The organism is Leisingera daeponensis, from assembly GCF_019801465.1.
Classification (GTDB): Bacteria; Pseudomonadota; Alphaproteobacteria; order Rhodobacterales; family Rhodobacteraceae; genus Leisingera; species Leisingera daeponensis_A.
This window is the reverse complement of the sequence record NZ_JAHVJA010000006.1, coordinates 131801-145029: the sequence shown is the minus strand read 5'-3', so window position 1 is coordinate 145029 and position 13229 is coordinate 131801. Positions and strand designations below refer to the sequence as shown.

At 65.0% G+C, this 13229-nt stretch carries 13 protein-coding genes; 3 read left to right on the top strand and 10 right to left on the bottom strand.

From position 1 onward, the window contains the following. Positions 1-50 precede the first annotated feature (50 nt). From KUV26_RS14460 to KUV26_RS14430, 7 genes are read right to left on the bottom strand one after another with little or no spacing between them, the layout of a single operon-like run. A complete protein-coding gene (locus tag KUV26_RS14460; protein WP_222504899.1) occupies positions 51-947 on the bottom strand; it encodes a lysophospholipid acyltransferase family protein in 897 nt (298 codons plus the stop codon). A gap of 33 nt (positions 948-980) precedes the next feature. Continuing rightward, positions 981-1250, bottom strand: coding sequence for an HPr family phosphocarrier protein (locus KUV26_RS14455; protein ID WP_019296580.1), 270 nt, complete (start codon positions 1248-1250; stop codon positions 981-983). Further along, the gene (locus KUV26_RS14450) at positions 1251-1658 is read right to left on the bottom strand and encodes a PTS sugar transporter subunit IIA (RefSeq protein WP_222504898.1); all 408 of its coding nucleotides are present in this window, start codon (positions 1656-1658) and stop codon (positions 1251-1253) included. Positions 1659-1667: 9 nt separating this feature from the next. Further along, positions 1668-2546 carry an RNase adapter RapZ gene (gene rapZ, locus KUV26_RS14445; RefSeq protein WP_222508857.1) on the bottom strand — a complete coding sequence of 293 codons (879 nt, stop codon included), beginning with the start codon at positions 2544-2546 and terminating at the stop codon, positions 1668-1670. Continuing rightward, the gene (locus KUV26_RS14440; protein WP_222504896.1) at positions 2539-2976 is read right to left on the bottom strand and encodes an HPr kinase/phosphorylase; all 438 of its coding nucleotides are present in this window, start codon (positions 2974-2976) and stop codon (positions 2539-2541) included. Before KUV26_RS14440 ends, rapZ begins: the two co-directional genes overlap by 8 nt. A gap of 14 nt (positions 2977-2990) precedes the next feature. Then, positions 2991-4697, bottom strand: coding sequence for a sensor histidine kinase (locus KUV26_RS14435; protein ID WP_222508856.1), 1707 nt, complete (start codon positions 4695-4697; stop codon positions 2991-2993). 50 nt (positions 4698-4747) lie between these two features. Then, the gene (locus KUV26_RS14430; protein ID WP_222508855.1) at positions 4748-5452 is read right to left on the bottom strand and encodes a response regulator transcription factor; all 705 of its coding nucleotides are present in this window, start codon (positions 5450-5452) and stop codon (positions 4748-4750) included. 342 nt (positions 5453-5794) lie between these two features. Here KUV26_RS14430 and KUV26_RS14425 point away from each other — a divergent pair, with 342 nt between their 5' ends. After that, complete coding sequence (locus tag KUV26_RS14425; protein ID WP_222508854.1) at positions 5795-7393, top strand: phosphoenolpyruvate carboxykinase; 1599 nt, start codon at positions 5795-5797, stop codon at positions 7391-7393. 173 nt (positions 7394-7566) lie between these two features. Further along, positions 7567-8250, top strand: coding sequence for a PAS domain-containing protein (locus KUV26_RS14420; RefSeq protein ID WP_222508853.1), 684 nt, complete (start codon positions 7567-7569; stop codon positions 8248-8250). On the opposite strand, the gene dgt is transcribed toward KUV26_RS14420, so the two are convergent. The 3 genes from dgt to KUV26_RS14405 form a co-directional block, all read right to left on the bottom strand. Beyond that, positions 8241-9602, bottom strand: a complete 1362-nt coding sequence (gene dgt / locus KUV26_RS14415) for a dGTP triphosphohydrolase (protein WP_222508852.1) — start codon at positions 9600-9602, stop codon at positions 8241-8243. The two genes, KUV26_RS14420 and dgt, sit on opposite strands and share 10 nt — an antisense overlap. A gap of 64 nt (positions 9603-9666) precedes the next feature. Beyond that, a complete protein-coding gene (locus KUV26_RS14410; RefSeq protein ID WP_222508851.1) occupies positions 9667-10563 on the bottom strand; it encodes a cation diffusion facilitator family transporter in 897 nt (298 codons plus the stop codon). Positions 10564-10582: 19 nt separating this feature from the next. After that, on the bottom strand, positions 10583-11350 hold the full coding sequence (locus tag KUV26_RS14405; protein ID WP_222508850.1) for a sulfite exporter TauE/SafE family protein: 768 nt from the start codon (positions 11348-11350) through the stop codon (positions 10583-10585). Between the two features lie 145 nt (positions 11351-11495). Between KUV26_RS14405 and KUV26_RS14400 the strand changes: the two genes are divergently transcribed. Continuing rightward, a complete protein-coding gene (locus KUV26_RS14400; RefSeq protein WP_222508849.1) occupies positions 11496-13181 on the top strand; it encodes an acyl-CoA dehydrogenase family protein in 1686 nt (561 codons plus the stop codon). The last annotated feature ends 48 nt before the right edge of the window (positions 13182-13229 follow it).

The following is a 13229-nucleotide window of genomic DNA, read 5'->3' as shown; positions in this document are numbered from 1 at the left end:
AAGCGCCCCGCGGGGCGCTTTTTCGTTTCCAGCAGAGTGTTCAGGCCGGCTCAGCCCTGTTTGCCGAGGCCGAGCGTGTGCTCGCGCAGCCAGGCCATGAAGCCGCGCGGATCGGTGTGCAGCTTCTCCATCTGCGCATCGGTCAGCGGCTTGCCGACCACCGGCGCCTGCGGCTTGTTGCAGGACCGCACGATTTCATGCAGCAGCAGCCCCTGGCGCAGGATCGGCGAGATCTGGCAGGCGATCTGGTACCAGCGCGAGTTCGCGCCGGGGAAATAGATCGGCACCACCCGGGCGCCGGAGCGGCGGATCAACTGGGCGGTGAAGACGTTCCACTCGCGCTCGACCGCGGGGCCGAACCAGCTGTCCGACGACATCACCACGCCCGACGGAAACAGCGCCACGGCGCCGCCGTCCTTGAGGAAGGCCATGGTCTTGGCGCGCATGTCCACCATCTTGCGCTGCGCTTCCGGGTCATGCGGGAAGGGCACCGGGATCATGAAGGAGGTTGCGGCCTCGTCCAGGCCGGTCAGCACCGAACGGGTCAGGATGCGGTAATCGAGGCGGCGGCGGCCGATCAGGTCGGCAAAGATCATGCCGTCAACCATGCCATGCGGATGGTTGGCGACGATCACCACCGGGCCGTCGGCGGGAATGTTGTTGATCTGCTCCTCGGGCGTCTGCAGATCGATCCCCATGGTGTTGAGCGCGCCGCGCCAGAATTTCTGGCCGCGGTATTCGGCATTCTGCTTCTCGAACTTGCTGACCATGCGCAGAATCGTCAGCTTGCCGGTCAGCCATTCGATGGTCTTGATCGCCAGAGCGGTCCAGCGGTCATCAAAGGAATTGGCATAGGTCAGCGTGCGGCGGTCATAGACCTCGCCCGTAGTCTGCTCAGCGGTGTCCGGCGCGATGCCGGTATTCCTGTCGTGTGCGGTATCCGCCAATGTGCCTTTTCCCGTCCCGTCGCCGGCGCGGGGCTAGTAGCCCTCGCCGAACTTGTCGGCCACCAGGGCCTCCAGCGCATGCGCCAGCGCATCAGCATCGGGCCCCGAAGTTTCGACGTCAATAGTCGTTCCTTTCGAGGCTGCCAACATCAAAAGGCCCATAATACTGTCGCCGGAGGCGGACATGCCGTCCTTCAGCACCTCTGCCGTGGCGTCAAACGCTTCGACCACCTCGACCAGTTTGGCAGAGGCGCGGGCGTGCAGCCCTTTTTCGTTGATGATTTTCAGCGTCTTCAGAGCCATTTAATGTGCCTGCTCCCCGTCAGGGTTTATGTTTTGCGCGTTGATATACTTGCGCCCGGCCTCCATCGCCTGCCGGACCGCATCGGCGACCGGCAAGTGGCGGGATTTCGCCAGTTTGATCAGCATCGGCAGGTTCGCGCCATAAAGAATGCGGCGGTCCGCGGGCGCGCAGGCCTTGAGGCTGAGGTTGGAGGGCGAACCGCCGAAGAGGTCGGTCACCACAACAACGCCGCCGCCGCTGTCGACCTTGTTGGCGGCGATGCAGATCTCATCCTGCTTGGCGCCCCGGTCGTCATCCGGGCCGATGGCGATGGCCATGAGGCTGGGCTGCGGACCCACAACGTGTTCCACAGCGGCAAGGTATTCCCTTGCCAGTCCGCCATGCGCTACGATCACAATCCCGATCAACCCGGCCTCTCACTTCTTTTGCTGGCCTTGCAGCTCGCGGTGTCTAATTGACACCTGCAGCCCGTCCTCCGCAAGGGCATTCGCCAGGGTTTCCGCCATTGTGACCGAGCGGTGCTGGCCGCCGGTGCAGCCGAAGGCGATGGAAAGATGCGACTTCCCCTCCTCCCGGTAGGCCGGCAGCAGAAGCCGGGTGAGGTCCAGGACCCGGGAAAAGAACGGCTGAAACCGGGCGTCGGCGCGGACGTAGTCCTGCACTGCGGCGTCCCGGCCGTCGAGCGCGCGCAGGCCCGGCTCCCAGTAGGGATTGGCCAGGAAGCGGCAGTCGAACACCATGTCGATGCCATGCGGCATGCCGCGTTTGTAGGAGAAGCTTTGAACCGACAGCGCCAGGGTGCGGCCGCCGGGCGCGAACCAGCGTTCGATCTCGGCCTTGAGCTGGTGGACGTTCATCTCCGAGGTATCGAGCAGGATGTCGGCCCGGTCGCGGATCGGCGCCATCAGATCCAGCTCGCGGCGCACGCCCTCCCCCGGGGATTCCGCCGGTGCCAGCGGGTGGCGGCGGCGGGTTTCCGAATAACGGCGCAGCAGCACGTCGGACTGCGAGTCGAGGTAAAGCACGGTCAGCTCGACGCCGCGGCGGCCGGACAGCATGTCGATCACATCGAGCAGCGCCCGCGGGGAGAAGTCCCGGTTGCGGCTGTCCAGCCCGAGCGCCATCGGCCGCGGCAGGGCGGCGGCATCGAACAGCCCGGGCAAGAGGCGCAAGGGCAGATTGTCGATCGCCTCGAAGCCGAGATCCTCCAGCACGTTGATCGCGGTGGTCCGCCCGGCGCCCGAGGGGCCGGTGACCAGAACCGCCGGCACCGCCTGATTCACCTGCTCAGGCATCGGGGTCCAGCGCCCCGCATCTGAGGTATTGCATCAGCGCCGGAGCGAAATGCGCGCCGTCGACTCGTTTGACCAGAGCCACCTCCTGGTCCAGCAGCCGGGTGGTGTGGCGCACCGGCAGCCGTTCGGTTTCGGCCTCGTCAAGGTCCACCAGCGCCGCCACCGGCACCGGGCTGCGGATCTGCGCCCGCAGGAGACCCATGAAGCGCGCCTCGATCAAACCGCGGATCGGCTCCGGCGCGCTGGCGACCACCTGCCCGTGCAGCAGCTGCAGCAGCACCCGGTCGTCCGCCACCAGCTGGGCGCCGAAAGCCATCAGCTGCAGCGCCAGTGCCGACTTGCCCTGGCCGGAGACGCCGGTGATCAACAGTCCCCGCCCCTCCAGCGCGACGCAGGAGGCATGCAGGATCAGGCTTTGGGTTTCAGACATGGGCTGCACCGGCTTCAGACAGGCAAGCCTACCACAAAACGCGCGCCAAGCGGCTCAGAAGTGACATCGGCTTCGGTCGGGCGGATGTTTTCGGCCCAGATCACGCCGCCGTGCGCCTCGACAATCTGTTTGGAGATCGCCAGTCCAAGGCCGGAGTTATTGCCGAAATGCTCCACCGGGCGCTGCGAGTAAAAGCGCTTGAAGATCTTGGAGAGCGCCTGATCCGGGATGCCGGGACCGGTGTCCTCGACCACCACCAGCACCCGGTTGGCCCGGCGCCGTGCCCAGACGCGGATGGCGTCGCCCTCCTCGCAGAATGAGATCGCGTTGGTGATCAGGTTGACGAAGACCTGCGCCAGCCGCGCCTCCAGCCCCTGCAGCAGGATCGGCTGGGCGGGAAGGTCAGTGATATAGTCGATGCCCTTGGCGCGGGCGTCCTCGCCCAGATACTGGTTCAGGTTGCCCAGCATGGTCAGGAGGTTGAATTCTTCCTCTTCCTCCTTGACCAGTTCGGCATCCAGCCGCGAGGCGTTGGAGATGTCGCTGACCAAACGGTCGAGGCGGCGCACGTCATGTTCGATCACATCCATCAGCTTCTGCCGCTGGTCGTCGCGCTTGACCATGCGCAGCGTGCCGACCGCGGACTGCAGGCTGGCGAGCGGGTTCTTGATCTCATGCGCGACGTCCGCGGCGAACTGCTCGTTGCTGTCGATACGGGAATAGAGCGCCTTGACCATGCCGCGCAGGGCGCGGCTGAGGCGGCCGATTTCATCGGGGCGCGCCGACAGGTCCGGGATGCGGATCCGGCCCGGGTTGGATTTGCGGCTGCCGCGGTCGCGGCCCAGTTCCGCCGCCTCGGCCAGGTCGGCCAGCGGGTTGGCAATGGTCGAGGCCAGCACCAGGCTGAGCCCGACGGAGACCAGCAGCGCCACCACGAACATCTGCAGCACCCGCTCCTTCTCGCCGCGGACCAGCGCATCCACCTCTCCGGTTGGAGAGGCCAGCGCGATCACCCCCACCGCGGTGCCGTTGTGCATGATCGGGGTGGCCGCGGAAATCACCCGGTGGCCGCCGGTGTCCACCACGGTTTCCACCCCGGTGCCGCCGTTCATGGCCTGGTCCACCAGCCCGCTGAGCCGCTCCTCCAGCGACCGGCCGGAGGCCGCGGCAGGCGTGCCGCCACCATCTGCCAGCCCCCAGAGGCCGGCCAGCGCATCGCTGATCAGGGTGCGGCTGCGGCCGCTGTCATTGAGCACGTTCAGCGCGTCGCTGCGGTCCACGCCCTTGATGCTGGAAATCAGGTTGCCGGTGGTGTCGAACACAAAGGCCTCGACGCCGCCGCGCAGGCTGAGCCGGGCCAGCGTGTCCTCCACCCTGATGCCGTCGCCGGCCGCGAAACTGACAGCGCCGGCCGTAGGCATCTCGGCCTCGAACACGTCAGCGGCCAGCATCGCCTCGGAGACCAGCGCGCCGGCCCGCTGCTGCACCAGGCTCTGGCGCGAGGAGTTCAGGTAAAGGATGCCGGTGACAAGGATGATCAGAGCGATCAGGTTGAAGGTGATGATCCTGCGGGTCAGCGGCGAGCCCTTGAGGGGCAGGAAACCGCGGCGGGCGCGCTTGACCTGCATTTCCCGCGCGACCGACTGGTCGGGGGTGACCCAGTCCTCCCCCAGAACCACGTCGCCGTCCTGCTGGCGTTGCATAATGCTGGTATCGCGCATCCGCGCCGCTCCCTTGGCCGGGGGCATGACGCCCCGCTTAGATGTGCCGCTTATTCTTCATTATAACGGTAACCGATCCCGTACAGGGTCTCGATTGCCGCGAAATCCGAATCCGCGCTGCGCATCTTCTTGCGCAGCCGCTTGATGTGGCTGTCGATGGTGCGGTCGTCCACATAGACCTGATCGTCATAGGCCACGTCCATCAGCTGGTCGCGGCTTTTGACGAAGCCCGGCCGCTGGGCCAGCGCCTGCAGCAGCAGGAACTCGGTCACCGTCAGCGACACGTCCTTGCCCTTCCAGCTGACCGCGTGGCGCAGCGGGTCCATCCGCAGGTTGCCGCGCTCCATCACCTTGGCCTCGGGCGAGGCGCTGCCTTCGCTATCGCTGCTGATCGCCTCCTGGCGGCGCAGCAGCGCCCGGATGCGTTCGACCAGCAGACGCTGCGAAAACGGTTTCTTGACGTAATCATCGGCGCCCATGCGCAGGCCAAGCACCTCGTCGATCTCGTCATCCTTGGAGGTGAGGAAGATCACCGGCATCTGGGACTTCTGGCGCAGCCGCTGCAGCAGGTCCATGCCGTCCATGCGCGGCATCTTGATGTCGAGCACGGCCATGTCAGGCAGTTTCTTGTTGAAGGCGTCCAGCGCGGCCTGCCCGTCATTATATGTTTCGACCTCGAAGCCCTCGGCCTCAAGAGTCATGGAAACCGATGTCAGGATGTTCCTGTCATCGTCAACCAAAGCAATCTTTGACATCGGAATTGCCCCTAATCTGCTCTGTTCTGGTTTGTTTTTACCACTTTCATCGCCGTTATAGGGCCCCGAATCAATCCCATTTGAGGAAACGGGGCGATCTTTGGACTCAATTGGGGCAAAAATACCTTAGCATCTGCTGAACAGGGAGGCACTTGCCGCGGTGCAGAACAATGGTTGCGCTAAACATCGCCTTGATGGCGCTAACTAGTTGAAACCGGCCTGTTCACCGCCCAAAACGCCATGTTAAGACCGCGCCACCGGCAGCGATGCCGTTTTCTATTGCCCCAATGGCGCAGCCGCGCAGCCAGCGTGCCGCCCGCGCCGCCACAGGAGAAAAAACGCATGACATCTGGACGGGTTAACCCGCAATTCCGCCTCGAGGATCAGGGCATCGAGGGTCTGGGCAATGTCTATTACAACTTCATGGAGCCGGCGCTGATCGAAGCCGCGCTGAAGCGCGGCGAAGGCACGCTGGGCAATGGCGGCGCTTTCCTGGTCACCACCGGCAAGTTCACCGGCCGCTCGCCCAAGGACAAGCATGTGGTGAAAACCGACAGCGTGCGCGACACCATCTGGTGGGACAACAATGCCGCGATGAGCGCCGAGGGCTTTGACGCGCTTTACGCCGACATGCTGGAGCACATGAAGGGCAAGGACTACTACGTCCAGGACCTGGTGGGCGGTGCCGACCCGGCGCATGCGATCAATGTCCGCATGGTCACCGAGCTGGCCTGGCACAACCTGTTCATCCGCCACCTGCTGCGCCGTCCCGACCGCGAGGACCTGGACGATTTCGTGGCTGACTTCACCATCATCAACTGCCCCTCGTTCCAGGCCGACCCGAAAAAGCACGACTGCCGGTCCGAGACCGTCATTGCGCTGAACTTCGACAAGAAGGTGATCCTGATCGGCGGCACCGAATACGCAGGCGAGAACAAGAAGTCGGTGTTCACCCTGCTGAACTACCTGCTGCCGGAAAAGGGCATCATGCCGATGCACTGCTCCGCCAACCACGCCAAGGGCAACCCGGTCGACACCGCCGTGTTCTTCGGCCTCAGCGGCACCGGCAAGACCACCCTGTCCGCCGACCCGGACCGGGTGCTGATCGGTGACGACGAGCATGGCTGGGCCTCCAACGGCACCTTCAACTTCGAAGGCGGCTGCTATGCCAAGACCATCAACCTGAATGCCGAGGCTGAGCCGGAAATCTACGCCACCACATCCAAGTTCGGCACCGTGATCGAGAACATGGTGTTCGACGAGGAAACCAAGGAGCTGGATTTCAACGATGACAGCCTGACCGCCAACATGCGCTGTGCCTACCCGCTGCATTACATCTCCAATGCATCGTCCAGCGCCCGCGGCGGCCACCCCAAGAACATCATCATGCTGACCTGCGATGCCTTCGGCGTGCTGCCTCCGATCGCGCGGCTGACCCCGGCGCAGGCGATGTACCACTTCCTGTCCGGTTTCACCTCCAAGGTGGCAGGCACCGAGCGCGGCGTGACCGAGCCGGAACCCACCTTCTCCACCTGTTTCGGCGCCCCCTTCATGCCGCGCCGCCCCGAGGTCTACGGCAACCTGCTGCGCGAGAAGATCGCCCAGCACGGCGCGACCTGCTGGCTGGTGAACACCGGCTGGACCGGCGGCGCCTACGGCACCGGCTCGCGCATGCCGATCAAGGCGACCCGCGCGCTGCTGACCGCGGCGCTGGACGGCTCGCTGGCGGACGCGGAATTCCGCAAGGACGCGAACTTCGGCTTTGATGTGCCGGTCAACGTGCCGGGCGTGCCGGAACTGCTGCTGGACCCGCGCCGCACCTGGGATGACAAGGCCGCCTACGACGCGCAGGCCGCCAAGCTGGTGCAGATGTTCTCCGACAACTTCGAGCAGTACCTGCCGTTCATCGACGAGGACGTGAAAGCCGCAGCCATCGGCTGACGCGCTTTCAATTCCTGCAGGTAAAGAAAACCCCGGTTCCGCACCGGGGTTTTTCATTTCAGGAAATAAATTTTCCGGTAAACGCTTCCTTAACCATTCCACCGCAAATCTTCCGCAAGCGCAGCTTTACGGCTGTTTTACTGAGTTTTGCGCCACACCCAGGGAGGGGCGGGATGGACCAACAGGCATTGACCGTTTTCAACAGTATTTTCAGTTCTGGCAGCGCCTTCGTGTACCGCTGTGCCAATGACGAGAATTTCACGATGAAATTCATGGCCGGCCAGGTTGAGAAACTATGCGGCTGCCCGACATCGGACATCCTTGGCAATGCCAAGGTATCCTATGTCGGCTTGACCCATGCCGATGACATTGACCGTGTCTTTGCGGATGTGGATGCAGCCATTGCAGCCGGGGAAAACTGGGACGTGGCCTACCGGCTGCGCCGGCCCGACGGCACCGCCGCATGGGTCCGCGAGCGCGGCAATGCAGTTTACGACGACAGCGGCGAGATGGTCTTTCTGGAAGGGCTGGTGGTGGATGCATCGGCCGAAGTCAGCCTGCGCAATGAACTGGAAGGCACGCTGAAGAAGACCGAAGCGGATAATGCCGAGATCCTCAAGCTGGCGGAGAACATCCTGCGCTCGGTGCAGAAGCTGTCCATCCTGGCCATCAACGCGGGCATCGAGGCCGCACGGGCAGGCAAAGCCGGCCAGGGCTTTGCCTTTCTGGCGCGGGAGATCAAGGCGCTGGCGGACGAAAACAACGCCTGGGCCAACCGGATCACCGACCAGATGGCAGGCCGCGACAGCAGAGCCCGCGAAAAGATCATGCGCGCGCGGGAGACCGATCAGACCTGAAGGGAACCGCTGACCATGTCGCGGACCTTGACAGCATAGCGGTCGGTCATGCCGGAGACGAAATCCGCCAGAGAATGCATGGCGGTGCAGGCGTCCTCTACCCCGCGCAGGTCGAGGTCCACGGCACGGATCAGCTGCGCCCAGTGGGAATGCTCCTTGGCCAGCCCGGCCGGATCCCAGCCGCAGGCGGCCAGATCGGTGTAGAGCCCGTGGAAATGGTCGAGAATGCGGTGCAGGACCTGGCGGCCGGCCACCTCCAGCTCGGTCTTGCGGCGGGCGGCGAAGATCCGTTCCACCGACAGCCGCTGCAGTTCGGCAAAGGCGTCCGCCTTGGCGGAGGCGCCGATCAGGTCGCCGTCGAACTCGCCGCTCATGATGGCGTCGTAATTGTCCATGAACGCCTGCACCGCGGCGCTGGTGGCTGCGCCGATGGCCAGCGCCCGCAGCAGGGATACACGCTCGCTGAGCGGCATCGCGGCGTCATCCTCGCGGTTGGGCTTGCCGGTGATGTCTTCCAGCACCGCAGCGACATCTGCCCGGTCCAGATCGCCCACCGCGCCCGCGTCCTCGATGTCCATGATGCGGTAGCAAATGTCGTCGGCCGCCTCGACCAGGAAGGCCAGCGGATGGCGGCGGTACCAGCCTGCGTCTTCGCGGATCATGCCGGTGGCGGCACAGATTTCGTCGAGCAGCGCGGTATCAGCGGCGAAGACGCCGAATTTCTTGAGACCCGCATAGGGGGCAGGACCGCCGCTGCAGACGGCATCGCGCACCTGCCGGGTGCAAGGATATTTCAGGAAGGCGCCCAGCGTTGCATAGCTGAGCCGCATGCCGCCCTCGCGCCGCGCCATTTCCAGCCGCCCGGCGATGCGCAGGCCCTGGGCGTTGCCCTCGAAATGGGCGAACTCCGCCTGCCGGTCCGCCGGGACGTGTGCAGCCAGCCCCCTGCCTGCCTTGAACTGCGCAGCGAACCAGCCGCCGATGCTGTCCTCGCCGGAATGGCCGAAGGGCGGGTTGCCGATGTCATGCAGCAGGCAGGCAGCCTGCACATGGCCGGCGATGCGCAGGACCTGGCCGGGGCTGATGCGGCCCGCGGCCAGCAGCGCCTGGCCCACGCCCGCGCCCAGCGAGCGGCCGACACTGCAGGTCTCCATGCTGTGGATCATCCGGTGGTGCACATGGTCGTGGCTGTAGAGCGGATGCACCTGGGTCTTCTGCGCCAGCCGCCGGAACGGCTCGGAGAACAGGATGCGGTCATAGTCCTGCAGGTATGCCTCGCGCCCCGGTGCCTCGGGGAACTCCGGCCGGCACAGCCTTCCTGCGTTCAGCAGCCTGTTCCACTCCATCGCCATGTGCCTGCTCCTTTGCCAGATTCAAGCGCGGTTAAACGGGAGGCGGCGGGGAAATGCAAACGGTTCAGCGCGGCTCGATTCCCGCGGGCTCCAGCTTGTGCTCCGGCTCCACGTGAATCACCGGCTGCACGTCGGGAATGGCGGCGCGCAGGGCGGACTCCACCCGGTCGCAGATGTCATGCGCGGCGCGGACCGTCATGGCGCCGTCAACCACCATGTGGAATTCGACAAACAGGGCCCGGCCGGCGCGGCGGGTTTTCAGCCCGTGAACCTGCATCGCGCCATTGGCGGTGCGGTGGATGATCTCTTCCACCCGGGCGCGGTCCTCCTCCGGGGCGGCGGTGTCCATCAGGCCGTTCACCGAGGCGGCGATCACCAGCCAGCCCTCGCGCAGGATGTTGACGCCGACCAGCAGCGCCAAGAGCGGGTCGAGCACCGCCCAGCCGGTGGCAAGCGCCAGACCCAGCCCGGCCAGCACGCCGGCAGAGGTCCAGACGTCGCTCATCAGGTGGCGCCCGCCGGCGGACAGGGCCGGGGATTTCAGCCGCCCGCCCGCGCGCAGCAGCACCCGCGCCCAAGCGAGGTTCACCGCCATTGCCAGCCCGTTCACCGCCATGCCCGCGGCGCCCCAGTTTGCAGCCGCAGGCCGGGTCAGCGCGCCGATGGCCTCATGCAGGATCACCAGCGCGGCGATCACGATCAGGATGCCTTCGATCACCGCCGAGAAATACTCCGCCTTGTGGTGGCCGTAGGGGTGGCCGGCGTCCGGAGGCCGCTGGGCGTAACGCACCGCGATCCAGGCCATCACCGCGCCGCCGATGTTGACCAGCGATTCCAGCGCATCCGACAGCAGCGCCACGGAGCCGGTCATCTTCCAGGCCGCAACCTTCAGCGCCATGACCGCAAGCGCGATCAGGATGGAGCCGGTTGCCAGCTGCGATGCGTTGAGCCGTTGATGCATGCTGCCCTGGTCCTCCCCGCTACATCAGCAAGCCGCGGCGCAGCAGGTTCAGCCCGGCGATCAGCAGAACTACCAGGGTCGCGCGGCGGAACAGAACCTGGTCGATCCGGTCGTGCAACTGGCCGCCGATCCACATGCCCGCCACGGCCGGCACGATCAGCGCCAGCGAAAACGGTGCTGTCTCGGCCCGGATCACACCCGACCCCACATGCGCAACCAGCAGCGCCACCGCGCCGAGGCCGTAGATCACGCCCTGCACCCGGATCTGCTCTGTCTTCTCGGTATTCAAAGCGGTGAGATAGGCCACGGTCGGCGGCCCCCAGACGCCGGAGACACCGCCGATCAGGCCCGCAATACCGCCCACCATGGCCTCGCTGCGCGGAGAGGGATTGGAGATCGCAAACACCTTGCCCATCAACTGGATGCAGGCAAAGACCGTGACCGGCAGGCCGATCACCAGGAGCAGCGCCTGCTGCGGCAGCAGCCGCACCATCTGGGCGCTGAGAAGCAGGCAGACCAGCCCGACCAGCAGGAACACCCGGAATTTGCGGATCGAGGCCAGCGCCGCGCCCGGCCCCTGCCGCAGCGCCTGCATGCCGTTTGTCACCAAGGTGGGCAGAATCAGCCCGGCCAGCGCCAGGTCCGGCGCCAGGAACATGCTGAGGCCGGAGATGAAGATCATCGGCATGGCGAACCCCACCAGGCCCTTGACCGTGCCGGCCAGCAGCGCGATGCCAAAGGCCGCTGCCAGCTCAGCCGGGGAAAGAAGCGCAAACAATTCAGTCATGCCCCCGCTCTATCACATCCTCAGCGTGCTGCACGGGCAAAATCAACACGCAAGATTTGATCCAAATGACGCACCAGTGAGTATTTTTGTTGCGCTGCGCCTGCAAAATGATTTACCACCGGGCGACCGAAGAAGGATCTGATTCATGGCCCACGACGGACAGGACTTGCATATGAAACCGACTCTCATTCCCGACTTGCTGGCGCTGACCGGCGCCGCGCTGGAACCGCTGGACCAGCTGCTTGAGGCCGCGCGCGCCTCCGTCAAGGAAATGGTGAGCAGCGACGGCCGTGTGTCCGGCAAGCTGATCGAGGAAAACCAGGTGGCTGCGCACGGTCTGTCCTGGCTTGCCACTTATGTTTACTCGCTGCGCCAGATGCAGAAATGGGCCGAGAAGCTGCAGGCTGAGGGCAAGTTCGGCGAGATGGAGCAGCTGATCCACCAGATCGGCTTTGGCGAATACCTGTGGCAGGTCTACGGCGGCATCCAGATGAACCAGGGCGAAATCATCCGCCTGCAGGATCTGGGCCTGAGCCAGGACGCCCAGCGTGCTTTGATGGTGCCTGCAGTGATGACGCTCTGCGAGCAGGGCAACAGCCAGGCCGCCCGCTCCCGTCTGGTGGAGCTGATGGAGGAACAGGCCGGTTCCACCATGTTCGGCGCCTCCGGCCTGGAGGAAGAGCTGGAAATGATCCGCGACCAGTTCCGCCGCTATGCGGTGGAGAAGGTCGAGCCGAATGCCCACGAGTGGCACCTGAGGGATGAACTGATCCCGATGGAAGTCATCGAGGAACTGGCGGAGATGGGCGTCTTCGGCCTGACCATCCCGGAGGAATACGGCGGCTTCGGCCTCTCGAAGGCCTCCATGGTGGTGGTTTCCGAAGAACTGTCGCGCGGCTATATCGGTGTCGGCTCGCTGGGCACCCGGTCCGAGATTGCGGCGGAGCTGATCCTGTGCGGCGGCACAGAGGAGCAGAAGGCCAACTGGCTGCCGAAGCTGTCCAGCGCGGAGATACTGCCGACGGCCGTGTTCACCGAGCCGAACACCGGCTCCGACCTCGGCTCCCTGCGCACCCGTGCGGTGAAGGACGAGAACGGCGATTACAAAATCACCGGCAACAAGACCTGGATCACCCACGCCGCCCGCACCCATGTGATGACCCTGCTGGCGCGCACCGATCCGGACACCACCGACCACCGCGGATTGTCGATGTTCCTGGCGGAGAAGACCCCAGGTACCGACGAAGCCCCTTTCCCCACCCCCGGAATGACCGGCGGCGAGATCGAGGTGCTGGGCTACCGCGGCATGAAGGAATACGAGCTGGGCTTCGACAATTTCCATGTGAAACAGGAGAACCTGCTGGGCGGCGAGGAGAACAAGGGCTTCAAGCAGCTGATGGAGACCTTTGAATCGGCCCGCATCCAGACCGCGGCCCGCGCCATCGGCGTGGCCCAGTCGGCGCTGGACATCGCCATGCAGTACGCGCAGGAGCGCAAGCAGTTCGGCAAATCGCTGATCAACTTCCCGCGGGTGTCCGGCAAACTGGCGATGATGGCGGTGGAGATCATGATCGCCCGCCAGCTGACTTATTTTTCGGCCTGGGAAAAGGACCACGGCCACCGCTGCGACCTGGAGGCCGGCATGGCCAAGCTCCTGGGCGCGCGGGTTGCCTGGGCGGCGGCCGACAATGGCTTGCAGATCCACGGCGGCAACGGCTTTGCGATGGAGTACAAGATCTCCCGCGTGCTGTGCGACGCCCGCATCCTCAACATCTTCGAGGGTGCCGCGGAAATCCAGGCGCAGGTCATCGCCCGCCGACTGCTGGGCTGAGCCCCGCCAGTTACCACCGCAGGGGAGCAATCCCCTCCTTGCCCGGCG

Bases quoted from the DNA above. Each gene is read 5' to 3' on its own strand.
- KUV26_RS14455 (WP_019296580.1), bottom strand. From the start codon at position 1,250: ATGGCTCTGAAGACGCTGAAAATCATCAACGAAAAAGGGCTGCACGCC.
- KUV26_RS14425 (WP_222508854.1), top strand. From the start codon at position 5,795: ATGACATCTGGACGGGTTAACCCGCAATTCCGCCTCGAGGATCAGGGC.
- KUV26_RS14420 (WP_222508853.1), top strand. From the start codon at position 7,567: ATGGACCAACAGGCATTGACCGTTTTCAACAGTATTTTCAGTTCTGGC.
- rapZ (WP_222508857.1), bottom strand. From the start codon at position 2,546: ATGCCTGAGCAGGTGAATCAGGCGGTGCCGGCGGTTCTGGTCACCGGC.
- dgt (WP_222508852.1), bottom strand. From the start codon at position 9,602: ATGGCGATGGAGTGGAACAGGCTGCTGAACGCAGGAAGGCTGTGCCGG.
- KUV26_RS14430 (WP_222508855.1), bottom strand. From the start codon at position 5,452: ATGTCAAAGATTGCTTTGGTTGACGATGACAGGAACATCCTGACATCG.
- KUV26_RS14405 (WP_222508850.1), bottom strand. From the start codon at position 11,350: ATGACTGAATTGTTTGCGCTTCTTTCCCCGGCTGAGCTGGCAGCGGCC.
- KUV26_RS14440 (WP_222504896.1), bottom strand. From the start codon at position 2,976: ATGTCTGAAACCCAAAGCCTGATCCTGCATGCCTCCTGCGTCGCGCTG.
- KUV26_RS14435 (WP_222508856.1), bottom strand. From the start codon at position 4,697: ATGCGCGATACCAGCATTATGCAACGCCAGCAGGACGGCGACGTGGTT.
- KUV26_RS14410 (WP_222508851.1), bottom strand. From the start codon at position 10,563: ATGCATCAACGGCTCAACGCATCGCAGCTGGCAACCGGCTCCATCCTG.
- KUV26_RS14400 (WP_222508849.1), top strand. From the start codon at position 11,496: ATGGCCCACGACGGACAGGACTTGCATATGAAACCGACTCTCATTCCC.